20 protein-coding genes are annotated in these 24672 nt (G+C 70.4%); 13 read left to right on the plus strand and 7 right to left on the minus strand.

Translation table 11 applies throughout. The features are described from left to right. The first annotated feature begins 60 nt into the window (after nt 1–60). Complete coding sequence (locus ACWDY5_RS18070; RefSeq protein ID WP_449723324.1) at nt 61–834, plus strand: SGNH/GDSL hydrolase family protein; 774 nt, start codon at nt 61–63, stop codon at nt 832–834. On the opposite strand, the gene ACWDY5_RS18075 is transcribed toward ACWDY5_RS18070, so the two are convergent. Further along, a complete protein-coding gene (locus tag ACWDY5_RS18075; RefSeq protein ID WP_449723325.1) occupies nt 752–3079 on the minus strand; it encodes a beta-xylosidase/alpha-l-arabinosidase in 2328 nt (775 codons plus the stop codon). The genes ACWDY5_RS18070 and ACWDY5_RS18075 overlap by 83 nt on opposite strands. Before the next feature lie 163 nt (nt 3080–3242). On the opposite strand from ACWDY5_RS18075, the gene ACWDY5_RS18080 reads away from it, so the two are divergent. The 3 genes from ACWDY5_RS18080 to ACWDY5_RS18090 are packed head-to-tail and all read left to right on the plus strand — an operon-like array spanning nt 3243 to nt 6195. Beyond that, nucleotides 3243–4532 carry an ABC transporter substrate-binding protein gene (locus ACWDY5_RS18080; protein ID WP_449723326.1) on the plus strand — a complete coding sequence of 430 codons (1290 nt, stop codon included), beginning with the start codon at nt 3243–3245 and terminating at the stop codon, nt 4530–4532. After that, nucleotides 4529–5380, plus strand: coding sequence for a carbohydrate ABC transporter permease (locus ACWDY5_RS18085; RefSeq protein WP_449723327.1), 852 nt, complete (start codon nt 4529–4531; stop codon nt 5378–5380). Before ACWDY5_RS18080 ends, ACWDY5_RS18085 begins: the two co-directional genes overlap by 4 nt. Further along, on the plus strand, nt 5377–6195 hold the full coding sequence (locus ACWDY5_RS18090) for a carbohydrate ABC transporter permease (RefSeq protein WP_449723328.1): 819 nt from the start codon (nt 5377–5379) through the stop codon (nt 6193–6195). The genes ACWDY5_RS18085 and ACWDY5_RS18090 overlap by 4 nt, the downstream gene beginning before the upstream one ends. Before the next feature lie 15 nt (nt 6196–6210). Here ACWDY5_RS18090 and ACWDY5_RS18095 read toward each other — a convergent pair whose 3' ends face one another. Further along, a complete protein-coding gene (locus tag ACWDY5_RS18095; RefSeq protein WP_449723329.1) occupies nt 6211–7215 on the minus strand; it encodes an endo-1,4-beta-xylanase in 1005 nt (334 codons plus the stop codon). A 120-nt stretch (nt 7216–7335) separates the two neighbouring features. On the opposite strand from ACWDY5_RS18095, the gene ACWDY5_RS18100 reads away from it, so the two are divergent. Then, nucleotides 7336–8346 carry a LacI family DNA-binding transcriptional regulator gene (locus tag ACWDY5_RS18100; protein ID WP_449723330.1) on the plus strand — a complete coding sequence of 337 codons (1011 nt, stop codon included), beginning with the start codon at nt 7336–7338 and terminating at the stop codon, nt 8344–8346. Between the two features lie 57 nt (nt 8347–8403). On the opposite strand, the gene ACWDY5_RS18105 is transcribed toward ACWDY5_RS18100, so the two are convergent. Further along, a complete protein-coding gene (locus ACWDY5_RS18105; RefSeq protein ID WP_449723331.1) occupies nt 8404–9477 on the minus strand; it encodes a lytic polysaccharide monooxygenase in 1074 nt (357 codons plus the stop codon). 119 nt (nt 9478–9596) lie between these two features. Here ACWDY5_RS18105 and ACWDY5_RS18110 point away from each other — a divergent pair, with 119 nt between their 5' ends. After that, entirely contained in the window at nt 9597–10148 is a 552-nt protein-coding gene (locus ACWDY5_RS18110) for a hypothetical protein (RefSeq protein WP_449723332.1), read from the plus strand. A gap of 59 nt (nt 10149–10207) precedes the next feature. Here ACWDY5_RS18110 and ACWDY5_RS18115 read toward each other — a convergent pair whose 3' ends face one another. Next, nucleotides 10208–11062, minus strand: a complete 855-nt coding sequence (locus ACWDY5_RS18115) for an alpha/beta hydrolase (protein ID WP_449723333.1) — start codon at nt 11060–11062, stop codon at nt 10208–10210. Nucleotides 11063–11117: 55 nt separating this feature from the next. Here ACWDY5_RS18115 and ACWDY5_RS18120 point away from each other — a divergent pair, with 55 nt between their 5' ends. Next, complete coding sequence (locus tag ACWDY5_RS18120) at nt 11118–11714, plus strand: TetR/AcrR family transcriptional regulator (RefSeq protein ID WP_449723334.1); 597 nt, start codon at nt 11118–11120, stop codon at nt 11712–11714. A 109-nt stretch (nt 11715–11823) separates the two neighbouring features. Here ACWDY5_RS18120 and ACWDY5_RS18125 read toward each other — a convergent pair whose 3' ends face one another. Further along, nucleotides 11824–12849, minus strand: coding sequence for a LacI family DNA-binding transcriptional regulator (locus ACWDY5_RS18125; protein WP_449723335.1), 1026 nt, complete (start codon nt 12847–12849; stop codon nt 11824–11826). A gap of 235 nt (nt 12850–13084) precedes the next feature. On the opposite strand from ACWDY5_RS18125, the gene ACWDY5_RS18130 reads away from it, so the two are divergent. From ACWDY5_RS18130 to ACWDY5_RS18155, 6 genes are all read left to right on the plus strand, one after another. Further along, a complete protein-coding gene (locus ACWDY5_RS18130) occupies nt 13085–15976 on the plus strand; it encodes a glycoside hydrolase family 48 protein (RefSeq protein ID WP_449723336.1) in 2892 nt (963 codons plus the stop codon). A 165-nt stretch (nt 15977–16141) separates the two neighbouring features. Continuing rightward, the gene (locus ACWDY5_RS18135; RefSeq protein ID WP_449723337.1) at nt 16142–17419 is read left to right on the plus strand and encodes an ABC transporter substrate-binding protein; all 1278 of its coding nucleotides are present in this window, start codon (nt 16142–16144) and stop codon (nt 17417–17419) included. A gap of 68 nt (nt 17420–17487) precedes the next feature. Continuing rightward, nucleotides 17488–18396: a carbohydrate ABC transporter permease gene (locus ACWDY5_RS18140; RefSeq protein ID WP_449723354.1), complete on the plus strand. Its 909-nt coding sequence runs from the start codon at nt 17488–17490 to the stop codon at nt 18394–18396. Then, a complete protein-coding gene (locus tag ACWDY5_RS18145) occupies nt 18393–19214 on the plus strand; it encodes a carbohydrate ABC transporter permease (RefSeq protein ID WP_449723338.1) in 822 nt (273 codons plus the stop codon). Before ACWDY5_RS18140 ends, ACWDY5_RS18145 begins: the two co-directional genes overlap by 4 nt. Nucleotides 19215–19217: 3 nt before the next feature. Further along, a complete protein-coding gene (locus ACWDY5_RS18150; protein WP_449723339.1) occupies nt 19218–20618 on the plus strand; it encodes a GH1 family beta-glucosidase in 1401 nt (466 codons plus the stop codon). A gap of 134 nt (nt 20619–20752) precedes the next feature. Then, the gene (locus ACWDY5_RS18155; RefSeq protein ID WP_449723340.1) at nt 20753–21751 is read left to right on the plus strand and encodes a twin-arginine translocation signal domain-containing protein; all 999 of its coding nucleotides are present in this window, start codon (nt 20753–20755) and stop codon (nt 21749–21751) included. A 67-nt stretch (nt 21752–21818) separates the two neighbouring features. Here ACWDY5_RS18155 and ACWDY5_RS18160 read toward each other — a convergent pair whose 3' ends face one another. Both ACWDY5_RS18160 and ACWDY5_RS18165 read right to left on the minus strand, forming a co-directional pair. Further along, nucleotides 21819–23549, minus strand: a complete 1731-nt coding sequence (locus ACWDY5_RS18160; protein WP_449723341.1) for a glycoside hydrolase family 6 protein — start codon at nt 23547–23549, stop codon at nt 21819–21821. A 124-nt stretch (nt 23550–23673) separates the two neighbouring features. Next, nucleotides 23674–24666: a glycoside hydrolase family 5 protein gene (locus tag ACWDY5_RS18165; protein ID WP_449723342.1), complete on the minus strand. Its 993-nt coding sequence runs from the start codon at nt 24664–24666 to the stop codon at nt 23674–23676. Nucleotides 24667–24672 lie beyond the last annotated feature (6 nt).

Here is a 24672-nt window from a genome sequence, read left to right on the forward strand (position 1 = left end):
GACAGAACCGATCTTCAGGCGTGACAGTGCGGGAACGCCTTGTGAGCCAAGGGAGTTCCGATGTCGGCTGGCCGGGTTGGCCGGGTTGCGGTGATCCTCCTCACGCTCGGCCTGGTGATCGCCGTGGCCTGGGTGCTGCCACCGGCCCAGGTCCGGATCATGCCGCTGGGCGACTCGATCACCGGTGGTCCGGGATGCTGGCGCGCCGTCCTCTGGCACCGGCTCCGGTCGGGCGGGCGCTCGGACGTCGACTTCGTGGGCCCCAGGACCGGCGGCGGTTGCCCGCTGACCTATGACCGCGATCACGCGGGGTACAGCGGCTACCAGGCTGCCAGGATCGCGCGGGAGGACCTGCTGCCGTCCTGGCTGGCCGTGGCCAGACCGCACATCGTGCTGATGCACCTGGGCACCAACGACCTGTGGCACGGGGCCGGGACCGACGCGGTGCTGGCGGCGTACGCGAAGCTGGTCGGGCAGCTCCGGGCGCGCGACCCGGACGTGCGGATCCTGCTCGCGCAGATCATCCCGATGCGGGCGATCGGCTGCGACCCCTGCGCGCAGCGGGTGCTGGCGCTCAACGGCGCGATCCCGCGCTGGGCGGCGCAGCGGTCCACCGCGCGCTCGCCGATCACCGTGGTGGACCAGTGGACCGGCTTCGACGCGGCCACCGACACCATCGACGGGGTGCACCCGAACGACGCCGGATTCCGGAAGATGGCCGACCGCTGGCTGCCTGCCGTGACCGAGGCCCTCAACCAGCGGCGTCCGCCCGGTCCACGACCACCGGGGTCACCAGCACCCGGTCCGGGCCGGGATGGCGCGCTGCCCCGGTGAGCTCGACGGTGGCCTGCCACCGGATGTCGGTGCTGGAGGAGCCCAGCAGCAGGTGCAGCTCGCCGGGTTCGACCACCCGGCGGCCGTCGCGGCCGGTGAAGGAGGTCCGGTCGGCGTGCAGCCGGAAGCGAACCCGCGCCGACTCGCCGGGATCCAGCCGCACCCTGGCGAACCCGGCCAGCTGGCGCAGCGGGCGGGTCACCGAGGCCACCGGGTCGTGCAGGTAGAGCTGGACGACCTCCGCGCCGGACCGGTCACCGGTGTTGCGCACCAGGCAGGACACCTCGATCTCGCCGTCGGCGGGCAGTTCGGCCGGCGCGTGGCCCTCCAGGTAGTCGAAGCTGGTGTAGGACAGGCCGTGGCCGAACGGGAACCGCGGAGCCGGGTCCACCGAGCTGACCGGCCCCGGTCCGCCGAGCCGCGGGTGCAGGTAGGTCGCGGGCTGTCCGCCGGGGCCGTGCGGGACCTGTGCGGGCAGCTTGCCCGAGGGGTTCACCCGGCCGCTGAGCACGCCCGCGACCGCGCCCGCGCCCTCCTGCCCTGGGAAGAACGCCTGCACCACGGCCGCGGCCCGCTCGGCGTCCCCGCCGAGGGCGTAGGGGCGGCCGGCCAGCAGGACCAGCACCACCGGCGTCCCGGTGTCCAGCACCGCGGCCAGCAGCTCGGCCTGCGCCCCCGGCAAGGCGAGGTCGGCGGCGTCGCAGCCCTCGCCGGAGGTGCCGCGGCCGAACAGGCCGGAGCGGTCGCCGAGGGCCAGCACGCACACCTCGGCGGTGTCGGCGAGCGCGGCCGCGGCCGGGATGCCGGCGCGGTCCTCGCCGGTGACCGCACAGCCTGGGGCGTAACGGATCTCGCTGTCCGGGAACTCCGTGCGCAGCGCGGCCAGCAGGGTGGGCGCCTCGATGCCCAGTCCGACCTCGGGGTGCTGGGTGCCGACGTGGCTGGGGAAGGAGTAGCAGCCCAGCAGGGCGAGCACCTCCTCCGCGCACGGCCCGACCACCGCCAGGCGGCCAGGTTCGCGCAGCGGCAGCAGGCCGGAGTCGTTGGCCAGCAACACGATCGAGCGCTCGGCCAGAGTGCGGGCCAGCGTGCGCAGCTCCGGCGGGTCCAGGTCCACCGGCCGGCCCTGGCGCAGCGCGGGCGGCTCGGGGTCCCAGTCATCGTCCAACAGGCCCAGCTCGCACTTCTGCCGCAGCACCCTGGTCACCGCGCGGTCCACCAGTTCCTCCGGCACCACGCCGGAGCGCACCAGCTCGGCCAGCGGCTCGCCGTAGCAGCGCACGCTCGGCAGCTCCACGTCCACCCCCGCGGCCAGCGCGAGCGCCGCCGCCTCGCCTGGGGAACCGGCCACGCCGTGCGCGGTCTCCAGGAAGGAGATGCCGAAGTAGTCGGCCACCACCACGCCCTGGAAGCCCCAGGTCTCCCGCAGCAGCCCGGTCAGCAACGCCGGATCGGCCGCCGGGGGCACGCCGTCGACCTCGGCGTAGGAGTGCATCACCGAGCGCGCCCCGCCCTCGCGCAGGGCCAGCTCGAACGGCGGCAGCACCACGTCGGCGAACTCGCGCGGCCCCATGCCTGCCGGGGCGTGGTTGCGGCCCGCGCGGGAGGCGGAGTACCCGGCGAAGTGCTTGAGCGTGGCCACGATCCCGGCCGACTCCAGGCCGCCGGTGTAGGCCGCGCCGAGCACGCCGACCAGGTACGGGTCCTCCCCCAGCGTCTCCTCGGCCCGGCCCCAGCGCGGATCGCGCAGCACGTCCAGCACCGGGGCCAGGCCCTGGTGCACGCCGACCTCGGCCAGCGAGCGGCCCACCGCCTCGGCCATCCACCGCACCGTGCCGGGGTCGAAGGCGGCCGCCCAGGCCAGCGGCGCCGGGAACACGGTGGCCTGCCAGGCGGTGAAGCCGGAGAGGCACTCCTCGTGCGCCATCGCCGGGATGCCCAGCCGGGTGTTCGCGACCAAACGGCGCTGGGTCTGGGCCAGCGCCCTGGCCGCGTGCGCCGGATCGACGGGGGCGGTGCCGAAGACGCGGGTCAGCTGGCCCAGCCCGGACTTGGTCAGCTCGTCCCACGCAGGAAGGGACTCGGCGAACTCGTGCTGGGCCGGGGCGACCTCGGCCGCCACCTCGGACACCCCCACCCACACGCCGACGAGCTGGGCCAGCTTCTCCGCCAGGGTCATCTCAGCGAGCAGCGTGGCTACCCGCTCCGCCACTGGACGACCCGGCATCCCCCAGACACGATCCATGACGCCGATACTATCGGTAAGATTGCGAAACACAACCCGCCAAGAATGAGCTGCCAAAATGGGCCTCTGTTTGGCCTATAGCCACTCTTGACACCACTGGAGCCGCGTCCCTAGGGTCGGCCGCACTCGCGATATTTCCGAAACATTTCGGAAAGGTGGCTCCATGTTACGGCGTTCCCGACCGCGCGTTCTCCGCCTCTGCGCGCTCGCCCTGGCCGCGGGCGCGCTCGCCGCCTGCGGCACCTCCGGCCCGGCGGGCCAGGCAGGGGTCACGGTGTGGGCCTTGCAGGACAACGTGCTCAACCCGATCGAACAGCAGTCGGTGGACCGCTTCAACCGCGCGGGCGGCACCGCCAAGCTGGAGACCTTCGCCAACGACCCGTACAAGCAGAAGCTGCGGGTCGCCCTCGGCTCGCCGAACCCGCCCTCGGCGTTCTTCAACTGGGGCGGCGGCAACCTCAAAGAGTACGTCGACGCGGGCAAGGTCGCCGACCTGACCCCGCTGCTGGCCGAGAATCCCGGCCTTGGCGAGGCGTTCCTGCCGAACGTGCTGGACGCGGCCCGCCTGGACGGCAAGCTCTACGGCCTGCCGATGCGCGGCATGCAGCCGGTGGTCCTGTTCTACAACAAGGAGGTCTTCGCCGCCGCGGGCGCGCGGCCGCCGGGCACCTGGGACGAGCTGCTGGCGCTGGTGGAGACCTTCAAGGCCAGGAACGTGCAGCCGATCGCGCTGGCCGGCTCGCAGGCCTGGACCGAGCTGATGTGGGCGGAGTACCTGCTCGACCGGATCGGCGGCACCGAGGTCTTCCGCGCGGTGAAGGGCAAACCCGAGGGCTGGCGGCACCCGGCCGTGCTGGAGTCGATGACCCGGCTCAAGGAGCTCATCGACCGCGGCGGCTTCGGCCGGGACTTCGCCGGGGTGGGCTACGACCTCGGCGGCGCCTCCACCATCCTGGCCCAGGGCAGGGCCGCGATGCACCTGATGGGCTCCTGGGAGTACGTCAACCAGCTCGGCCAGAGCCCGGAGTTCGTCAAGCGGGACGCGCTCGGCTGGGTCCCCTTCCCCGCGCTGCCCGGCGGCAAGGGCGACCCGCGCAACCTGGTCGGCAACCCGGCCAACTTCTACTCGGTGTCCGCCGGATCGTCCACAGTGGACCAGGCCAAGAAGTTCGTGGCCACCCAGCTGCACGATCCCGGCTACGTGCAGGCGCTCATCGACGCCGGCGACGTGCCCGCGGTGAGCGGGCTGACGGAGAAGCTGGCCAAGGCGCCCAACGCTTCCTACACCACCTGGCTCTACGAGCAGGTGCGCGCCGCCCCGCACTTCCAGCTGTCCTGGGACCAGGACCTGCCTGCCGAGCAGGCCACCTTCCTGCTCACCCAGCTGCAGGAGTTCTTCCTGGGCAAGCTCTCCCCGCAGCAGTTCGTCGACGCGCTGGCCAGCCGCGGATGACCCAGCGGCCGTCGGCTCTCTACGCCCTGCCCGCGCTGGCCTTCTTCACCCTGTTCGCGGTGCTGCCGATGGTGCTGGTCTTCGGCCTGAGCTTCACCGCCTGGGACGGCCTCGGCGCGCCACGGGTCACCGGCGCGGACAACTGGGCCCGGCTCTACGCCGACGAACAGGCGCATGCCGCGCTCGGCCGGACCCTGCTGATCATGGTGCTGTCCTGGCTGGTGCAGACCCCGCTGGCGCTGCTGACCGGGGTGTGGGCGGCGGGCAGGCAGCGCGGCAGGGCGGTGCTCAGCGCGCTGTTCTTCCTGCCGCTGCTGCTCTCCACCGCCGCCATCGCCCTGCTGTGGCAGGCGTTGCTGGACCCCAACTTCGGGCTCACCGCCGGGGTGCTGGCCCCGCTTGGCGACCCCGAGCTGGCGCTCTACACGGTGGTGCTGGTGATCACCTGGCAGTACGTGCCCTTCCACACCCTGCTCTACCAGGGCGCGGCGCGGGCGGTGCCGCCCGCGCTGTACGAGGCCGCGGTGCTGGACGGGGCCGGGCGGCTGGCCCGCTTCCGGCACATCACGCTGCCCCAGTTGCGGCACACCGTGATCAGCTCCTCGGTGCTGATGCTGGTCGGCTCGCTGACCACCTTCGACACCGTGCTGATCCTCACCGGCGGCGGACCGGGCACCGCGACCCGGATCCTGCCGCTGCACATGTACATCACCGGCTTCACCGGCTTCGAGCTGGGCTACGCCAGCACGATCGGCGTGCTGCTCATGGTGCTGGGCGCCGCGCTGTCGCTGATCGTGTTGCGGGCCACCGGTTTCCGCGCCATGTCCAGTCAACAGGAGGGCGTATGAGGATCACGCCGAACCGCATCGGCGGCGCCTTCGCCGGACTCTGGCTGCTGGTGGTGCTGCTGCCGCTGTACTACATGCTGGCCGCGAGCCTGCGCGGGCGGGCCGACTACCTCGGCGGCCATCCCCTTGCCCCGCCGGCGAACCCGACGCTGGCGAACTACCTCACCGTGCTGGCGGGCGGGTTCGGCCGGTACCTGCTCAACAACGTGGTGGTCACCGTGGCCACCGTGCTCATCGTGCTGCTGCTGGCCGTGCCCGCGGCCTACGCGGTCACCAGGAGCACCAGCCCGTGGGTGCGGCGCGGGTTCAGCCTGTTGCTGGCCGGGCTGGCGATTCCCGCGCAGGCCACCATCATCCCGGTCTACCTGCTGATCACCCGGCTGCACCTCTACGACAGCCTCACCGGGATCATCCTGCCCACCGCGGCCTTCGCGCTGCCGGTGGCCACCCTGGTGCTGACCACCAGCCTGCGCGATGTGCCGCGCGAGCTGTACGAGGCGCAGGCCATCGACGGGGCCGGGCCGCTGCGCACGCTGTTCGACCTGGTGCTGCCGCTGGCCAAACCGGCCATCGTCACCGTGGCCATCTACACCGCGCTCAGCGCCTGGAACGGTTTCCTGTTCCCGCTGGTGCTCACCCAGTCCGCGGAGAACCGGGTGCTCACCCTGGGACTGTGGAACTTCCAGGGCCAGTTCGGGGTGAACGTGCCCGGCCTGCTGGCCGCGGTGACGCTGTCCGTGCTGCCGATCTTCGTGGTCTACCTGATCGGGCGGCGGTTCCTGCTGGCCGGCCTCACCGCCGGGTTCGGCAAGTGAGGCCGGCCCGCCGGGTCAGGGGTTGATCGCGCGGTAGGCCGGTTTCGGTTGCAGGGAGCGATCGAACAGGCAGGCGTCCCCGGTGCCGGGGAAGGTGCCCGGCACCCAGGAGTGCCGGTCGGTGAAGCCCCAGGTGGTGAACTCCACGCAGCGGCTCACCGCGTGGCAGCCGTCCCACAGCTGCTTGTAGTAGTTCGCCTGGGCGGCCAGCTTGCCGCCGTCGCTGGGCAGCTGGATGCGCACGTCGGCCTCGGTGATCGCCACGTCCAGGCCGAGCGCGGCCAGCCGCCGCAGGTTGTCCTGGTAGCCGCCGGGGAAGCCGTACTGGGTGGCCAGGTGCGCCTGGATACCCACCCCGTCGATCGGCACGCCCTGCTGCTTGAGCTGGCGCACCAGCGCGTACATCGCGTTGGCCTTGGCGCTGTTGCCCTCGGTGTTGTAGTCGTTGATGTAGAGCTTGGCCGAGGGGTCGATCTGGCGGGCCAGCCGGAAGGCGTCGGCGATCCAGCTGTCGCCCAGCTTGGTCTGGAAGATCGAGGAGCGGCGCCTGCCGTCCTCCTCGAACACCTCGTTGACCACGTCCCAGGCCCGGATCTTGCCCTTGTACCGGGTCATCGTGGTGCGGATCCGCTGCTGCACCGCAGCCCGCAGGTCGTTGGCGGAGAGGTTGTTGAGCCAGTTCGGGTACTGGCTGTGCCAGACCAGGGTGTGCCCGCGCACGGTCTTGCCGTTCTGCTGGGCGTAGTTGACGATCGCGTCCGCCCCGCCCCAGTTGTACTGGCCGCGGCCGGGCTCGGTGACCGCCCACTTCATCTCGTTCTCCGGCGTCACGCTGTCGAACTCGCGGGTCAGGGTCCCGCGGTAGTCCTGCTCGCCGGCCAGGGGGCCCGCGGCCACCGCGCTGCCGACCCAGCGGTTGGTGCTGCCGTGCAGCGGGCCGGCGGCCGAGGCGGGTAGCGCGCCCGCGCCCACACCGGCCACGAGCAGGCCCAGCACCAGCAGCTGTCTGCGCAACTTCATTGTCGCTCCAGGGGTTGTCGATACTTTCTATGTGAAAACCGACACTTTCGAAGCTAGGCTCCTTCGTGTCGCCCCGGCAATAGCCCCGTTGGGGCAACCCGGCTGTCGTAGACTCCGGCCATGGCACCGGGCAAGGTCACCATCGCGGACATCGCCGCCGAGGCGGGCGTTTCGATCCCGACAGTTTCGAAGGTGATGAACGGCAGACCCGATGTCGCGCCGGAAACCCGCGAGCGGGTGGAGACGATCATCCGGCAGCACGGCTACCAGCGCAGGGGCGATGAGCGGTCCCGCCGCTCGACCCTGGTGGAGCTGATGTTCCACGAGCTGGAGAGCGCCTGGGCGCTGGAGATCATCCGCGGCGCCGAGCAGGTGGCCGCCGAGCAGGGTCTCGCGCTGGTGCTCTCGGAGTCACAGGGCAGGCTGACCCCCGGCCAGCGCTGGGTGGACGGCGTGATCACCCGCAAGCCGCTGGCCGTGGTCGCGGTGTTCTCCGATCTCAGCGCCGCACAGCTGGCCAAGCTGCGGGCCAGGGACATCCCGGTCGTGGTGGTGGACCCGATCGGCGAGCCGGGCGTGCACACCCCCTCGATCGGCGCGACCAACTGGAACGGCGGCCTGACCGCCACCCGGCACCTGATCGAGCTGGGGCATGAGCGCATCGCGGTGATCGGCGGCCCGGAACGGGTGCTGTGCAGCCGGGCCAGGGTGGACGGCTACCGCGCCGCGCTGGAGACCGCCGGACTGGTGGTGGACCCGGATCTGGTGCGCTACGGCGACTTCCACGTCGAGTCCGGCCGCGCGCAGTTCGAGGCGCTGCTCACGCTGCCCCAGCGGCCCACCGCGGTCTTCGCCGGCAGCGACCTGCAGGCGCTGGGCGTCTACGAGGCCGCGCGCACTGCGGGCCTGCGCATCCCGGAGGACCTGAGCGTGGTCGGCTTCGACGACCTGCCGGTGGCGCAGTGGGTCGGCCCACCACTGACCACGGTCCGCCAGCCGTTGCAGGACATGGCCGCCGCCGCCACCCGCCTGGCGGTGTCGCTGGCCCGCGGCACCGAACCGGAGCACCGCAGGGTCGAGCTGGCCACCACGCTGATCGTGCGCCGCAGTACCGCGCCGCCCGCGGGCTGACCCAAGCCGCGGCGCGGGTCCCGGGTGGAGGAAGGGACCCGCGCCGCGGGGGCGCCATCAGGGACTGGCGCAGGTGAGTGGACTCGCCGGTTTGTGGTCACCGGTCGACTCCACGTTGAACGAGAACGCCGCCTGCCCGCCCGCGGGCACACTCGCGTTCCAGGACGCGTTCTTCACCGTCACCACGGAATCGGTGACGGAGTGCGTGGCGTCCCACAGGCTGGATATCCGCTGACCCGCCTGGGCGGTCCAGCGCACGGTCCAGCCCCGCACCGGCGTGCTGCCGGGGTTGCGCACGGTCACCGTCACCTGGGCGCCACCGGCCCAGCTGTTGGTGACCGCGTACTCGGCGGTGCAAGCCCCTGGCGGGACCGCGGTGGTGCTGGTCGGGCTGGTGGTGCCGGTCGGGCCGGGGCCCGGGTCGGCGCCGATGCCGGTGACCTCGCCGTTGCCGCCGTCGAAGACCACGTCGGAGCAGCCGTAGAAGGTCTCCTTGCTGTCCGAGCGCTTCCACACCGAGTAGATGATGTGCTTGCCGCTCTTGCCCTGCGGCAGCTTGCCGCTCCAGGAGTAGTGGCCCTCGACCGTGCCGACCGAACCGGTCAGCGGGGGGTGGTCGACGGTCAGGAACGGCTGCTCCTCGATGTCGTTCCAGGTCAGTGGCCGGGTCGGGCTCCAGCTGTCCTTGGTGACGTAAAGGTAGAACCAGCCGGGGTGGGCAGCCCAGGCGTTGTAGGACCAGCGCATGTTGGCGCCGGCGGTCAGGTGGGTGAGCGGCCAGTCGTTCCTGGCCAGGTTCCAGCCGGAGAAGGTGCTGTTGCCGCCGCTGCACAGCTGGCCGTCCGGCACGAAGCCGCGGGTGCGCCCCTCGCCGTCGGAGCGCAGCACGCTGAACCAGTTGTACAGCGGGTTGGTGCCGCTCTGCGCCACCGCGGCGGCGCAGGCCGGGTTCTTCGGCTTGATCTCACCGGTGGAGCTGAGGCCGTCCTTCCAGCAGAAGAAAGTGCGGCTGCCCGGCTGCATCATGGCGCCGTGCGCCTGAGCCGGGCGTTGATCCAGTAGGACGAGGACCATCGAACACAGCGCGACGACCACTGCCGCCAACGCCGCGAGCCTGCTTCGCAGTGTCATGGTCAGTTCCTCAGGGCAGGGAATCTGGGAGCGCTTCCAGACTCGGGGTACCACAACTCCTTGTCAACCACGCAAAGGTTTGACTACGGTACTGGGAACGCTCCCAGACAGGAGGCGTCATGATCGTGCCCAGAATCGCCGCGGCCGTCGCGCTGACCCTTGCCCTGCTCGCCGGTTGCGCCGCCGAACCCGTTGCGCCCCTTGCGGATCGCGGCGCCGGCGCACTCGGACCGCCGGTCACCACGATGCGCGGACTGGTGGACCTGGTCAGCGAGAAGACCTCGGGCTGCACCGACGCCAGGGCCGGCACGCCCGAGGAGCTGGGCAGGCTGGTCGGCGCCGAGCTCCGCGAGCTGTACGAGCCCTACATCGCGGAGTGGTCCACCTGCGCGGTGCCGCCCTCCTACCCCAAGGTCGGACTGCTGTTGTTCGCCCCTGGCAAGCAGATCGAGTTCCAGCGCACCTGGCGGGACGCGATGGCCAAGGGCACCATCGGCGACGGGCCGACCCTGGCCTTCGGCAACGGTTTCGCGGTCACTTCAGGCTTCCTCGGCGTCTACCAGCTGGACCTGTACTACCTGCGCTGCGCCTACACCGACGACAAGGTCCGGCAGATCCCGGCCGACGTGGACAACTGCGTCTTCGCCCAGCCGCCCGCCCACGAGCACTAGTACCGCAACGGGTCTCACCGCTCGCGCCGCTGGACCTGGCCTGGATCGCCGGCACGCGCTTACCGGGCCCGGCAGGTCCTGAGGTAGCTCAGGAACGATGCCTGCAGGCCAGTCACGTGCGTCTCGCGCAGGACCGCGCTGGTGACGGCCGCACCGCGGGAGGTGAGGCGGTGCAGGACGGTGGCCGTGTTCTTCGCGAGGTTTTGGTAGATGGCCAGGTCTCCGAGCAGTTCTCCCTCGTTGAAGGTCAGGTGCAGCTTGGCGGCGTGCTGCCGGTCACCCAGCTCGTGGAGCTGGGCGAAGATCTGACTGCCTGCACCGGTGACGCCGGGGCTGCCCGCTCCGATGCTCGCGAAGAGCGTGTTGCCGGTGAGCCAGGTGTAGAGACTGAAAAGGCCGCCGTAGGAGTAGCCGAAAAGGCCGTGCCCGCTCGCGGCTGTGCCGTAGTCGCGTTCGATCCGCGGGTGCAGTTCCGCGGTGAGGAAGCTCAGGAACGCATCGGCGTGGGTGTCGCGCAGTTCGGCGAGGTAGGCGTCGGCTTCCTCGCGTGTCCTCGCGCCCGCTTGGACTCCCATCTCCACGGCCTCGATGAGCTCCTTGGCGATGGGCTCGCCGGGCGGCACGAGGTCTCTGTTGCGCAGCCGATCCCAATGCTGTGCTTCCTCGCCCGCGTAGCCGACGCTGACCTGGATGTAGGGCTGGATCCGCTGCATGGGATCCGCCTGGGTGACGATGAGCGGAGCCGTCATGCCCACGGCCCAGTTGCCGTCGAGCACGTACACGGCAGGCGCTTGCGTCGTGGCGGGGTCGTAGCCCGGTGGCGTGGTGACCCAGACGCCGTAGTCGTGCCCACCGCTGGAGCGCATCTCGAAGTAGTCGGTGTCGGCGAGGCAGCCGTGCCACATGGTGCTCATCGGAGATCCTTCACAACACACGTCGTCGGTCTTTTCCAATGGATAAACTGTGGGAGTGACCCTGTCAAGCACCGAACGCACCGGCGACGCACGCGAGCGCCTCCTGGCTCGGCTTCTCGACGCCTTCGACGAGGCCCTTCCCGCACCGGAGGTGTCACTCCGTGAGATCGCCGCCCGGACCGGGACCAGCCACGCCCTCCTGCGATACCACTTCGGGTCGCTCCCGGGCGTCCTGGCGGCCATGCTCAAGGCGCAGCGATCCCGTGACAACGAGGCGCTTTTCCAGGCCGCCCGGCAAGGCACCTTCGACGACCTCGTCGTGGCGATCTGGCGGACCTACACCCGCCCGGAGCAACTGTCGCGTGTCCGCGGCTTCTTCCACGTCGTAGGTCTGGCCGCGTACAGCCCAGACAACTTCCGTGAGTTCATCGACTCACTCGACGACCTGACCAAGAGCCTGGCCTCGCTCGCGGAACGCGAAGGGCTCGACGCCAAGGAAGCGCTGACCCTGGCCACCGTCACCATCGCCGCGATTCGTGGCCTGCTCCTCCAGGCGATCCTGACTCCGGCAGCCCACTCGGCGGACGCGGTCGCCCTGATCCTGCGCATGAGCAAGGGCCAATCCGTTCCACGGACGCATCCGGGGCCTTGACGGACGCGGTACCGGGCGCGGGGATCGCCGCAGTCGACGGCGTGCGCGTGCGCGGCCTGCTCCGGCGCGGCGCTGCCGTCCGCCCGGTGGAAGAAGGCGACTCAGGACACTAGGCCGAGGCCCGGCGCACCAGGCCGACCGGCAGCACCTGCCTGCGCGGCGGCGGGTTCTCCCCCTCGATGAGCCGCTGCAGGGTGAGCACCATCTGCCGGACCTGCTCGCGCGGGTCCTGGTGCACCGTGGTCAGCGGCGGGTTGGTCGCCTCGGCCAGCCCCCGGTGGTCGTCGAAGCCCACCACGGCCACGTCCTCCGGCACCCGCCGTCCCGCGGCGCGCAGCGCGCGCAGGGCGCCCGCGGCCATGGGGTCGTTGGCGGCGAAGACCGCGTCCAGCTTCGGGTTGCGCGCCAGCAGCCTGGCCACCGCCCGCTCGCCGCTCTCGGTGGTGAAGTCGCCTTCCTCGCACAGCCGGGCCGCGGCGCGGTCGTCCAGGCCAACGGTGGTCCGCCAGCCGGCCAGCCGGTCCACCGCAGAGCGCTGGTCCAGCGGTCCGGTGATGGTGCCGATCCGCTTGCGCCCCAACGACAGCAGGTGTTCCACCGCCAGCTTCGCGCCGCCCACGTTGTCGAAGTCGACCATGTGCAGGCCGCGGATGGCGCCGCCGGGACTGCCGCCACCGAAGACCATCGGCAGCCGGAGCAGCCGCAGCGCGGTCGGCAGCGGATCACCCCGGTGCGCGGCGAAGACCAGCGCGCCGTCGACGTGCCCGCCCTCCAGGAAGCGCACCGTGCCCGGCACGTCCTCGCGACTGTCCACCAGCATCATCAGCATCTGGCTGCCCACTGAGGACAGCTGCCGGAACGCGCCGCGGACGATCTCGGCGAAGTACGGGTCCTCCAGGACCTTGGTCTCCGGCTCCGAGAGCACCAGCGCGATCGCGTTGGTGCGCCTGGTGACCAGCGAGCGCGCCGCCTGGTTGGGCGAGTAGCCCAGCTCGCGCGCGGCGTCGAGGACCTTCTCCCTGGCCCGGGAACTGACGTAGGCGTCCTCGTTGAGCGCCCGCGAGGCGGTCGACCGGGACACGCCGGCGTAGGCGGCGACGTCTTCCAGCGTCGGCCGCGTGGCACCTCGGGTCACACCCACCACCTCCGATGATCAGCTTAGCCCGCCCGGCGGCGAAGGCGGGACCGAACGGGTGCAATGTCGCCGATGGTCCCCGCCCGTGCGCGGCCGAGGGTTCACAGCGGGTTTCGGCGCGGTTACAGTCCGCGCTGGGAGCGCTCCCAGAATCCACCGCCCTCACCCCTGTGTGTCCGGAGGAGGACCCTGCATGAGATCCCGTGCGCTATCCCGGCGATGGCGAGCCGGGCCATTGCCCGCCGCACTCGCCACCGCGCTGGCCGGGGCGGTGACGCTCCCGCTGGGCGCGCTGCCCGCCGCGGCCGCCCCCTCGGTGGCCTGCACCGTGGTGTACCAGGTGACCAACGAGTGGAGCACCGGCTTCAGCGCCGCCGCGACCATCCGCAACGACGGCGAGGCCCTCAACGGCTGGCAGCTCACCTGGACCTTCCCCGACGGCCAGAAGGTCAGCAACGGCTGGAACGGCGTGTTCAGCCAGCAGGGCGCCGCGGTCACCGTGGCCAACCCGGACTGGGCCCGGGTACTGCCCGCCGGCGGCAGCACCCAGGTCAACTTCAACGCCGACAAGGGCGCGGCGAACCGGCCGCCGACCGACTTCGCGGTCAACGGCGTCCGCTGCACCGGCGCGAACCGGGCCCCCTCGGTCGCACTGACCAGCCCGGCCGACGGCAGCACCTTCACCGCCCCGGCCAGCATCGCGCTGGCCGCCGATGCCGCCGACACCGACGGCACGGTCAGCAAGGTCGAGTTCTTCGCCGGCACCACCCCCGTCGGCATCGCCACCGCGGCGCCGTGGCGGGTCAACTGGACCGGCGCCACCGCCGGTGAGTACTCGGTGACCGCCCGCGCCACCGACGACAAGGGCGCCACCACCGTCTCCAACCCGGTCGCGGTGCGCGTGCTCGGCGCGCCCGCCGTGCTGGCCACCCCCGGCGCGGTCAGCGTGCGCCAGGGCGACTCGGTCAAGGTCGGGGTCAAGCTGGCCTCCGCGCCGGCCGGTGAGGTCACCGCGACGGTGACCCGCACCGGCAGCGCGGACCTGACCGCGACCCCGGCCACCCTGCGGTTCACCCCGCAGAACTGGAACACCGCGCAGCAGCTCACCATCGCCGCGGCCGACAACGGCGGCGCGCTGGGCGAGGCCAGGTTCACCGTGGCCGCGGCGGGCCACACCGCGGCCACCATCACCGCGAGGGAGCTGGGCAAGGACACCTCCAGCTACGCCGCGGCCTTCCTGGCCCAGTACAACAAGATCAAGGACCCGGCGGCTGGCTACTTCCGCCGCTTCGGCGAACTGCTGGTGCCCTACCACTCGGTGGAGACCCTGGTGGTGGAGGCGCCCGACCACGGGCATCAGACCACCTCGGAGGCATTCAGCTACTACCTGTGGCTGGAGGCCAGCTACGGCCGGGTGACCAAGGACTGGGCGCCGCTGGCCAAGGCCTGGGAGTCGATGGAGAAGTTCATCATCCCAGGCAGCAAGGACCAGCCGACCAACTCCTTCTACAACCCGGCCAAACCGGCCACCTACGCCCCGGAGCACCCGCACCCCAGGGGCTACCCCTCGCAGCTGGACCCGGGCGTCGCGGTTGGCCAGGACCCGCTGGCCGCTGAGCTGCGCTCGGCCTACGGCAACAACGACATCTACGGCATGCACTGGCTGCTGGATGTCGACAACACCTACGGCTACGGGCACTGCGGGGACGGCACCAACAACGCGCCCGCCTACGTCAACACCTTCCAGCGCGGTGAGCAGGAGTCGGTCTGGGAGACCGTGACCCACCCCTCCTGCGACACGTTCAAGCACGGCGGCCGCAACGGGTTCCTGGACCTGTTCACCAAGGACGCCAGCTACTCCAAGCAGTGGCGCTACACCAACGCGCCGGATGCCGACGCGCGCGCGGTGCAGGTGGCCTACTGGGCCAAGACCTGGGCGCAGGCGCAGGGCAAGGGCGCGGAGGTGGCGCCGATCCTGGCCAAGGCGGCCAAGATGGGCGACTACCTGCGCTACGCCATGTTCGACAAGTACTTCAAGAAGATCGGCAACTGCGTCGGTCCGGCCAGCTGTCCGGCGGGCACCGGCAAGAACAGCGCGCACTACCTGATGGGCTGGTACTACTCCTGGGGCGGCGCGACCGACACCTCGGCCGGGTGGGCCTGGCGGATCGGCTCCAGCGCACCGCACCAGGGCTACCAGAACCCACTGGCCGCCTGGGCGCTGGCCAACGACCCGGCGCTCAAGCCGAAGTCGGCCACCGGGCAGCAGGACTGGGACACCAGCTACGACCGGCAGCTGGAGTTCCTGCAGTGGTTGCAGGCCGCCAACGGCGGCATCGCCGGTGGCGCCAGCAACAGCTGGGGCGGCTCCTACCAGCCGCCGCCCGCCGGATCGGCGAAGTTCCACGGCATGGCGTATGACTTCCAGCCGGTGTGGCACGACCCGCCGAGCAACCGGTGGTTCGGCTTCCAGGTCTGGGGCGTGGAACGCATCGCCCAGCTCTACCACGTGACCAAGGACGCCCGCGCCAAGGCGATCCTGGACAAGTGGGTGCCCTGGGCCATCGCCAACACCACCGCGGGCAACGGCTCCTTCCGGGTGCCCTCGGACCTGGAGTGGACCGGCAAGCCCGACGACTGGACCGGCACCCCCACCGGCAACGCGGGGCTGACGGTCAAGGTGCTCAACCACAGCCAGGACGTCGGCGTGGCGGCCGCGCTGTCCAAGACGCTGCTCTACTACGCGGCGGCCTCGGGCAACACCGCGGCGCGCACCACCGGTGAGCGCCTGCTCGACGCGCTGCTGGCGCACCAGGACGGCAAGGGCATCGCCATCCCGGAGACCCGCGCCGACTACAGCCGCTTCGACGACAAGCTCACCACCGCCAACGGCGACGGCCTGTACATCCCGCCGGGCTGGACCGGCACGATGGCCAACGGCGACCGCATCGACGCCAACTCCACCTTCCTGTCCATCCGCTCCTTCTACCAGAACGACCCCGACTGGCCCAAGGTCCAGGCCTACCTGGACGGCGGCCCAGCGCCGACCCTGACCGTCCACCGGTTCTGGTCACAGGCGGAGATCGCCACCGCCTTCGCGGCGCACAGCGAGCTCTTCGGCGGCTGAGGCAGACGGGCGCGGACTGGGAGCGATTCCAGTTCGCGCCCGATCTGACAACCCTTCGACAGTCTTTTTCCTTGATCCCCTTGACACCCCGAACACCTCGGGGCAACACTCAACTCGATTTCTGGGAGCGCTCCCAGCACGGTCCAGAACGGCGAAAGGGTTGACGTGCGCCATCTCTTACCTCGCTCACTCGCACTCGGGCTCGCGGTCTCGGCGGTGGCCGCGGTGACCGCCTGCGGTTCCGGCGCCGGCTCGGACGGCAAGCTGGAGCTCACCATCGCCACCTTCACCGAGTTCGGGTACGAGGACCTGCTCAAGGAGTACGAGGCGGCGCACCCGAACATCCGCATCACCCACCGCAAGACCGGGCAGGCCGCGCCCCACCACCAGAACCTCTACACCAAGCTCGGCGCGGGCTCCGGCCTGGCCGACGTGGAGGCGGTGGAGGAGGGTCATCGCGCCAAGGTGATGGAACGCGCGGACAAGTTCGCCAACCTGCGCGAGATCGGCCCGGCCGACGTCACCCCGGAGCGCTGGCTGCCCTGGAAGTCCGAGGCGGTCACCACCAAGGACGGCCGCCTGATCGGCTACGGCACCGACATCGGCCCGCTGGCCATGTGCTACCGCAAGGACCTCTTCGCCGAGGCCGGGCTGCCCAGCGACCCCGAGGGGGTCAAGCCGCTGTTCGCCACCTGGGACAGCTTCTTCGCCGCGGGCGAGAAGTTCGCGGACAAGGTCAAGGGCAAGGCCTGGTTCGACTCGGCCGCACAGATCTTCAACGCCATGCAGAACCAGCTGCCCCAGGGTTACTACAACACCGAGGACAAGCTGATCATCGAGTCCAACACGGCCATCAAGGCCAACTGGGACAAGCTGACCGCCGCGGTGGCCAAGGGCCAGTCGGCCAAGCTGACCGCGTTCGGCCCGGAGTGGAACAGCGCCTTCCGCACCGGCGCCTTCGCCACCAAGACCTGCCCGTCCTGGATGCTCGGCGTGGTCGAACAGCACGCTGGCCCGGAGAACCAGGGCAAGTGGGCGGTCACCGACGCCTTCCCCGAGGGCGGCGGCAACTGGGGCGGCTCGTACCTGACCGTGCCCAAGCAGAGCAAGCACCCGAAGGAGGCCGCGGAGCTGGCCGCCTGGCTGTCCGCGCCCGCGCAGCAGCTGAAGGCCTTCGCCGCCAAGGGTCCCTTCCCCAGCCAGGTTGAGGCGCTGAGCAGCGAGCAGCTGCTGAACAGCCACAACAAGTACTTCGACGTCAAGGCGGGCGCGCTGTACGCCGCGCAGGCCCGCAAGGTGACCAAGGCCCAGTACAAGGGCCCCGCCGACGGTGAGCTCCAGGACGTCGTCGGCGTCGCCGCGCTGCAGAAGGTCGAGCAGGGCGGCTCCTCGGCGGAGGGCTGGCAGCAACTCGTCGACGGTGCGAAGAAGCTGGCCAAGTGAGTCTGGACCTCCACCCGCAGACCCGCCGTGACCGCGGTGCTCCCGTTCCGCCGCGGTCACGGCGTCCCATTCGCGACCGGCTCGGCGAGTGGGACCTCCGGTTCTCGCCCTACCTCTACATCGCGCCGTTCTTCCTGATCTTCGGCCTCACTGGCCTGTTCCCGTTGCTCTACACCGCCTACGTGGCCCTGTTCGACTGGGAGCTGGGCGGCGCGGAGCCGACGTTCGTCGGGCTGGACAACTTCACCAACCTGCTCGCCGACGAGCAGTTCTGGACCACGCTGACCAACACGATCAGCATCTTCCTGCTCTCCAGCGGACCGCAGCTGGTGATCGCGGTGCTGCTGGCCGCGCTGCTCAACACCAGGGTCCGCCCGGCCACCGGCTGGCGGGTCGGCGTGCTGCTGCCCTACGCGGCCAGCCTGGTGGCCATCGGCATCATCTTCGCCAACCTGTTCGGCCGCGACTTCGGCTTGGTCAACACCCTGCTGGAATGGTTCGGGCTGGACCGGATCGACTGGCAGGCCAACCGCTTCGCCAGCCACCTGGCCATCGCCTTCATGGTGAACTGGCGCTGGACCGGCTACAACGCGCTGATCGTGCTGGCCGCGATGCAGGCCATCCCCAAGGACGTCTACGAGGCCGCGGTGGTCGACGGGGCCGGTGCGGTGCGCCGGTTCTTCAGCATCACCCTGCCGCTGCTGCGCCCGACGCTGATCTTCGTGGTGATCACCTCGACCATCGGCGGGCTGCAGATCTTCACCGAGCCCAAGCTGTTCGACACCAGGCCCGGCTCCAACAACGGCGGCTCCTCCAACCAGTTCCAGACCATCACCCTCTACCTGTACCAGTCCGCCTTCGAGAACCAGAACTTCGGCTACGCCTCGGCGATCGCCTGGGTGCTGTTCCTGGTGATCATCGTCTTCGCCGGGATCAACTTCCTGCTGACCCGGCGGCTGGCGGGGGTGGGGCGATGAGCGTCGGCAAGCCCAATGCCACGGTGTACGGACTGTTGCTGGCCTTCGTGCTCGGCTCGGCCTTTCCGTTCTACTGGTCCTTCGTGGTGGCCAGCAGGGACAGCGCCACCGTCAGCCAACGGGTGCCGCCGCTGCTGCCCGGTGGCAACTTCTTCGCCAACGCGGCCAAGGTGTTCGACTCGGTGCCGTTCTGGAAAGCGCTGGCCAACAGCATGATCGTGGCGGGCACGGTGACGGTGTCCACCGTGCTGCTGTCCACACTGGCCGGTTTCGCCTTCGCCAAGCTGCGTTTCCGCGGCCGGGGGGTGCTCTTCGTCGCGGTGGTGGCCACCCTGGCGGTGCCCACCCAGCTGGGCATCGTGCCGCTGTACATGCTGATGGCCGAGTTCGGCTGGGCCAACAGCCTGGAGGCGGTGATCGTGCCGAACCTGGTCACCGCGCTCGGTGTGTTCTGGATGCGCCAGTACATCCTGGAGGCGGTGCCCTTCGAGCTGATCGAGGCCGCCCGGATGGACGGGTGCAGCCTGATCCGCACCTTCTGGCACGTGTGCCTGCCCGCGGTCCGCCCGGCCGCGGCCTTCCTCGGCATGTTCACCTTCATGACCTCCTGGAACGACTTCCTGTGGCCGTTGGTCGCTCTCGACGCGGGCAACCCCACCATCCAGGTGGCCCTGGAGAAACTCCAGAGCGGCTTCTACATCGACTACTCGCTCGTGCTGGCCGGCACGACCATGGCGACGGTCCCGGTTCTGCTGATCTTCGTCCTGCTCGGCCGACAGATCGTCGCCGGCATCATGCAGGGCGCCGTGAAGGGATGACGAGTGCACGTATCTGACCACGCCGTCGAGCTGGCGTTCCCACCGGGATTCCTGTGGGGCGCGGCCACCGCGGCCTTCCAGATCGAAGGATCGACCACTGTGGACGGTCGAACCGACTCGATCTGGGACGCCTTCTGCCGTACCCCCGGCAAGGTGCACAACGGCGACACCGGCGAACCGGCCACCGACCACTACCGACGGATGCGCGAGGACGTCGCGCTGATGGCCGACCTCGGCCTGCGCGCCTACCGGTTCTCCGTGGCCTGGCCCCGGATCCGACCGGACGGCGGCCCGGTCAACCCGGCAGGCCTGGACTTCTACCAGCGCCTGGTGGACGAGCTGCTGGCCAGGCAGATCACCCCGTGGATCACCCTCTACCACTGGGACCTGCCGCAGGCGCTGGAGGAGCGCGGCGGTTGGGCGAACCGGGACACCGCCTACCGCTTCGGCGAGTACGCCCAGACCGTGGCCGGCGCGCTCGGCGACCGGGTGCCGTTCTGGACCACGCTCAACGAGCCCTACTGCTCCTCCTTCGTCGGCTACGCCTCGGGCAGGCACGCCCCCGGCCGCACCGACCCGCACGCCACCGTGGCCGCCGTGCACCACCTGCACCTGGCGCACGGCCTCGGTGTGCAGGCGATCAGGGACGCGGCTCCCCAGGCCAAGGCCGGGATCACGCTCAACCTGTACCCGGTGCACCCCGCCGACCCCGCTTCCGAAGCCGACGTGGAGGCGGTCCGCAGGGTCGACGGCCTGCAGAACCGGATCTTCCTCGACCCGGTGCTGCGCGGGGAGTACCCCGAGGACGTGCTCGCCGACCTGGCACCGTTCGGGTTGTCCAGCCACATCCAGGACGGCGACCTGGACCTGATCGGCGCACCGCTGGACCTGTTGGGCGTCAACTACTACAGCAGCCTGCACGTCTCCGGCGCGGCCACCGAGCCCGCCGACGGCCCCACCACCTGGATCGGCGCCGAACACGTGCGCTTCCCCAGCAGGGGCCTGCCGCGCACGGACATGAACTGGGAGATCCAGGCCTCCGGGCTCACCGAGGTGCTCACCCGGCTGCACACCGAGTACCCGCCGCTGCCGCTCTACATCACCGAGAACGGCTCGGCCTGGCCGGACAAGCCCAACGGCGACGGCCAGATCGAGGACACCGACCGGGTGTCCTATCTGGACGGTCACCTGCGCGCGGCGCACGAGGCCATCCAGGCAGGGGCCGACCTGCGCGGGTACTTCAGCTGGTCGCTGCTGGACAACTTCGAGTGGGCCGAAGGCTACGCCAAGCGGTTCGGCCTGGTGCACGTGGACTACCAGACCCAGGTCCGCACCCCGAAGCGCAGCGCGCACTTCTACTCGCAGGTGATCAGGCAGAACGGGCTGACCGCCGAACAACCGTGATTGCTCCAGGTAACTGACCCGACCGCCAGCCTGCCGACGTCACCAGCGAGTGAATGGGACGCCGGTGGGCTGGCGGTTGTCGCACGTCGATCGCATGGTGGCAGCGGGGAGTCCACGAGCGAGCGGAGTCGGTCATGCCTGCGGAACCAGTGTCACGACGGCAGTTCATCCGGGTCGGCGGGGTCGGCGTGGCCGGGATGGTGGTCGGGCTGCCCGCGTCCGCGCCCTCGGCTGAAGCCGCGCAGGCCGTCACCCAGTGCAAGGGTTTCGATCCGGTGCTCGTCGGGGGCGAGACCGGCATGGCCAACGGCATTGCGCGGACTCCCCGGGGCACGCTGAAGTTGTTCGTGGACAACCACAGCAGCCAGCCGACCAAGGACCCGCTCAGCCTGAAGTTCGTCACCCCCTACTTCGTCAACGTCAACCGTGCGGGCGAGCTGCCGCCCGGCGCGAAAATGTTGCTCCAGGACGCGCGGCCCAACGTGCCGGAGATCCTGGAGGTGGTGCTGCCTGCCGGGCTCAAGCCGGGCAGGCACGACGTGTCCATCCCGGTCATCCGGGTCGACGGCGGCCCGAGTCTGCTGGGCCACGGCCAGCTGCTGGTCTCCCCGGTGCGCCCGGCCAGGGATGAGCCGCCCTGCCTGTCGTTCGACGCGACGGACATCCAGATCAAGACCCCCGGCGCCAGCAACGGCCCCGCGCGCACGGGGCAGGCGGGCAACCAGGTCAACCTGTACGTCAGCTACGAGTTCTGCGCGCTGACCAGGGGCAAGGGCCGGCTGGTCACCGTCCGCGCGGGCAACGCCGGACCGAACCGCACCACCGCGGACGCGCTGATCACCTTGCGCACGCCGTTCTACGTCAACGTCGACCGGTCGGGGCAGCTGCCGCCAGGGGCGAAGTTCATCTACCAGAACACCGATCCCACCGTCCCCGAGGTACTGGGCATCACCGTGCCCAAGGGCCTGCGGCCGGGCGAGGAACGCTCGTTCGCGGTCCCGCTGGTCGCCGTGCCCGGCACCCAGCCCGGGTACCGGGCGGGCGGCGCGATGGTGCTGGCCGGGAAGTCCGACGAGGACGTGGACCTGCGGCCCAACGCGGTCCAGTTCGCGGTGACCGTGCTGGCCACCTAGGCCTGGCACAGCGGAATGCCGCCCCCGCGACACTGCGGGGACGGCATTCCGGATTCACCTCAGGCGATCACAGCGCCGGGTAGGCGTTGCGCATGAGCTCCTGCAGCTGTGCGGGGAACCAGTGCCCCGACAGCGGCGCGTTGCCCAGTGCGCCGGACATGCTGTGGCCGTTGCGCGGGTTGCCGGTGTAGGTCGGGTCGCACATCCGGTCGAAGCCCTTGCCCTCGTTGTTCTGGATGTACTTGCTGGAGCCGTCGGACTCGCCGGGCGGCTTCATCCACACGTAGGCGTCGATCCCGGCGGGACCGGGGTTGGCCTTCGGCCGCTCGCCGAGGCCGGCGCCGGACTGGTTGCACCAGTTGCCGAGGTGGATGCGCCGGTCGACGCGGGACTGGTTGACGAAGGTGTTCGGATCGGTGGAGGTGCTCACCGAGGTCGGCCGGTTGGGGCCGCCCCAGCCGTTGCGCGCGGTGTCGATGAGCATGCCGATGTCCTGGCCGAAGCAGGCCGCGGCGGCCCTGGACCGGAAGTCCTGGGCGTAGGTGAGCTCGTCGACGTAGCGGTTCCAGTCCACCCACTTGGTGGTCTCGCGCACCGGCCTGCCGTTGACCACGGTGTCGGCCTTGAAGAACGGTTCGGACAGCGCGCTGAAGTTGGCCGTGTTGACGATGAAGCCCGCCACGTCGGCCGGGGTGGCGCCGGAGGCGTTGGCGGCCTGGCACATCAACTGCACGGTCGGGGCGAAGTTGTCGTCCCAGCCGAGCCAGCCGTGGTGCCCGGCGTCGATGTAGTTGTACACGTTCGGCACGTCGCCGAGCTTGTTCAGCGCGTAGCCGACGCCGTTGACGTAGTTGCCGTTGGCCTTCATCGTGTCGCACTGCGGCGTGGCGGTGGGCCGGCCGCTGACGTTGGTGATCAGGTTCGGCAGCGAGTCGACCTCGATCACGGTCGCGATGCGCAGCTTGGCGTAGGCGGGCCTGGCCAGGATCGCGGCGATCGGATCGATGTACTCGGTGCGGTAGCGGCCGATCTCATCGGCCTTGAGCTCGCCGTTGGAGGCTAGCGCCGCGCAGTCCCGGCCCGGCAGGTTGTAGATCACCAGCTGCACCACCAGGGGCGCCGCCCCGTTGGCCGCGTCCTGTCGCACCGCTTCATCGAGGTGACTGACCAGGCCCCTGGCGCCGGGGGTGCCGTTGATCGCGGCGATGCGGTCCATCCAGACCCCGGTGGGCTGGTTGGCGATACGGCTGCCACCGGGCTCGGCACGCACCCTGGCCGCCCAGTCCGGGTTCACGTACACATCCGCGCCGGTGTAGGGGTTGTTCTCCCGGGCGCCACCGGGCGGCGGATCGGTCGGCTTGCCGGTGCAGGCGGTGCCGTTGAGCGTGAAGCTGGTCGGGGCGGGGTTGCTGCCGGAGTAGGTGGCGTTGAAGCCGATCTCCACCGAGGCCCCGGTGCCCAGGGACCCGTTACCCGTCGCGATCACGTTGGGGCTGTCGGTGGCCTGGGACCAGTTGGCGCTCCAGCCCTGGGAAAGCCGCTGGTTGCCGGGGAAGGCGAAGCCCAGCGTCCAGCTGGAGACCGCGTCACCCAGATTGTTGATCTTGACTCGGGCGGTGAAGCCACTGCCCCAGTCATTCACGCTGTAGTCGACCCGGCAGGCGGGCGCGGCGCTGGCCGAGGGGGCGGCGAGCACCGTGCCGAAGGTCGTGGCGGTCAGCACCGCCGCCAGACCCGCGGCCGAGCCGCGTAGACCGCGGCCCGTTCGTAAGTTCGTCAACAGGGATTTGAACCTCATTGCGGTTCCTCCGCTCGTCGCTGAGCGATCACAGGGGGCGATTTCTGGGAGCGCTCCCAGTTTCGGATACTAACCCGGGTGCCAACGTGTGTACAGACATTCACCCTGGCGGCTGCTCCGGCACTCAGGCCGCCCGGCCGAACACCGTGGCTCGTTTGGCGGTCTGCTTGATCCCGTTGGGGCCGTGGAAGATCCGCTGTCCCCAGCTGGTCAGCTGGGCCGGGTCGAAGGCGGTGGCCATGTCGAGATAGCCCACGTCAGCGCTGTTGCCGCTCCACGACCAGCCCAGGTAGCCGATCCGGTTGGCCTGGCTGAAGGCGAGGATCGCGTTCTCGTCCGGGTCGCCGTCGGAGTGGAAGTGGCCGAACTCGCCCACCACGATCGGCAGCCGGGCGGCCAGGAACCGGCCGAGGTAGTCCGAGACCTTGGCCGCGGTGTTGTACACCCCGTACATGTGCACGCTGAACACGGTGTTGCGCAACGGGTCCGCGGCGAAGACCGCGGCCGCGCCGTCCCGCATGGTGAAGGACCAGTCCTGGCCCCAGTTCGGCGCGTCCACCATGATCGTGTGCCGCAGTCCGGCGCCGCGCAGCTTGGCGATCGCGCCCCGGGTGTCCGCACTCCAGCGCTGGTAGCCGTTGTTGCCGTGCGGCTCGTTGCCGATGTTGATGATGACGAAGGCCTCCTGGCCGCGCAGCGCCTCCCGGATGCTCAGCCAGTAGTCGGCGGCCCGGTCCAGGGTGACCGCGCCGGCCTGCTCGCCGTAGCCGGTGGTGTCGTGCACCTCCAGCACGCACACCAGCTTCTGCCGCCTGCACTCCGCGACCACCCTGGTCACGTCGGCGGTGTCGTTGCGGGTCCAGCGGTCGCCGCTGCTGAGCACGACCCGCGCCGAGTTGGCGCCGAGCGTGGAAATGTGCGCGAGCGAGCTGAACCGCTGCGGGTACCAGGTGTGCGCGTGGTTCACCCCGCGCAGCACGAACTCCACACCGTTGGCGTCGTGCAGCCTGCCCTCGCGCACGGTGAAGCCGGTGGCCGCGTGCGCGGGCCCGGTCAGGAACAGGGAAGCGAGCAAACTCAACAGCACGGTGCTCACCAGGGATTGTGCTAATCGCATGATCCA

The sequence above is a fragment of the Crossiella sp. NPDC003009 genome (genome assembly GCF_053591555.1).

Coding starts and splice junctions, on each gene's coding strand:
- ACWDY5_RS18070 (WP_449723324.1), top strand. CDS start 61: ATGTCGGCTGGCCGGGTTGGCCGGGTTGCGGTGATCCTCCTCACGCTC.
- ACWDY5_RS18075 (WP_449723325.1), bottom strand. CDS start 3,079: ATGGATCGTGTCTGGGGGATGCCGGGTCGTCCAGTGGCGGAGCGGGTA.
- ACWDY5_RS18080 (WP_449723326.1), top strand. CDS start 3,243: ATGTTACGGCGTTCCCGACCGCGCGTTCTCCGCCTCTGCGCGCTCGCC.
- ACWDY5_RS18085 (WP_449723327.1), top strand. CDS start 4,529: ATGACCCAGCGGCCGTCGGCTCTCTACGCCCTGCCCGCGCTGGCCTTC.
- ACWDY5_RS18090 (WP_449723328.1), top strand. CDS start 5,377: ATGAGGATCACGCCGAACCGCATCGGCGGCGCCTTCGCCGGACTCTGG.
- ACWDY5_RS18095 (WP_449723329.1), bottom strand. CDS start 7,215: ATGAAGTTGCGCAGACAGCTGCTGGTGCTGGGCCTGCTCGTGGCCGGT.
- ACWDY5_RS18100 (WP_449723330.1), top strand. CDS start 7,336: ATGGCACCGGGCAAGGTCACCATCGCGGACATCGCCGCCGAGGCGGGC.
- ACWDY5_RS18105 (WP_449723331.1), bottom strand. CDS start 9,477: ATGACACTGCGAAGCAGGCTCGCGGCGTTGGCGGCAGTGGTCGTCGCG.
- ACWDY5_RS18110 (WP_449723332.1), top strand. CDS start 9,597: ATGATCGTGCCCAGAATCGCCGCGGCCGTCGCGCTGACCCTTGCCCTG.
- ACWDY5_RS18115 (WP_449723333.1), bottom strand. CDS start 11,062: ATGAGCACCATGTGGCACGGCTGCCTCGCCGACACCGACTACTTCGAG.
- ACWDY5_RS18145 (WP_449723338.1), top strand. CDS start 18,393: ATGAGCGTCGGCAAGCCCAATGCCACGGTGTACGGACTGTTGCTGGCC.
- ACWDY5_RS18155 (WP_449723340.1), top strand. CDS start 20,753: ATGCCTGCGGAACCAGTGTCACGACGGCAGTTCATCCGGGTCGGCGGG.
- ACWDY5_RS18160 (WP_449723341.1), bottom strand. CDS start 23,549: ATGAGGTTCAAATCCCTGTTGACGAACTTACGAACGGGCCGCGGTCTA.
- ACWDY5_RS18165 (WP_449723342.1), bottom strand. CDS start 24,666: ATGCGATTAGCACAATCCCTGGTGAGCACCGTGCTGTTGAGTTTGCTC.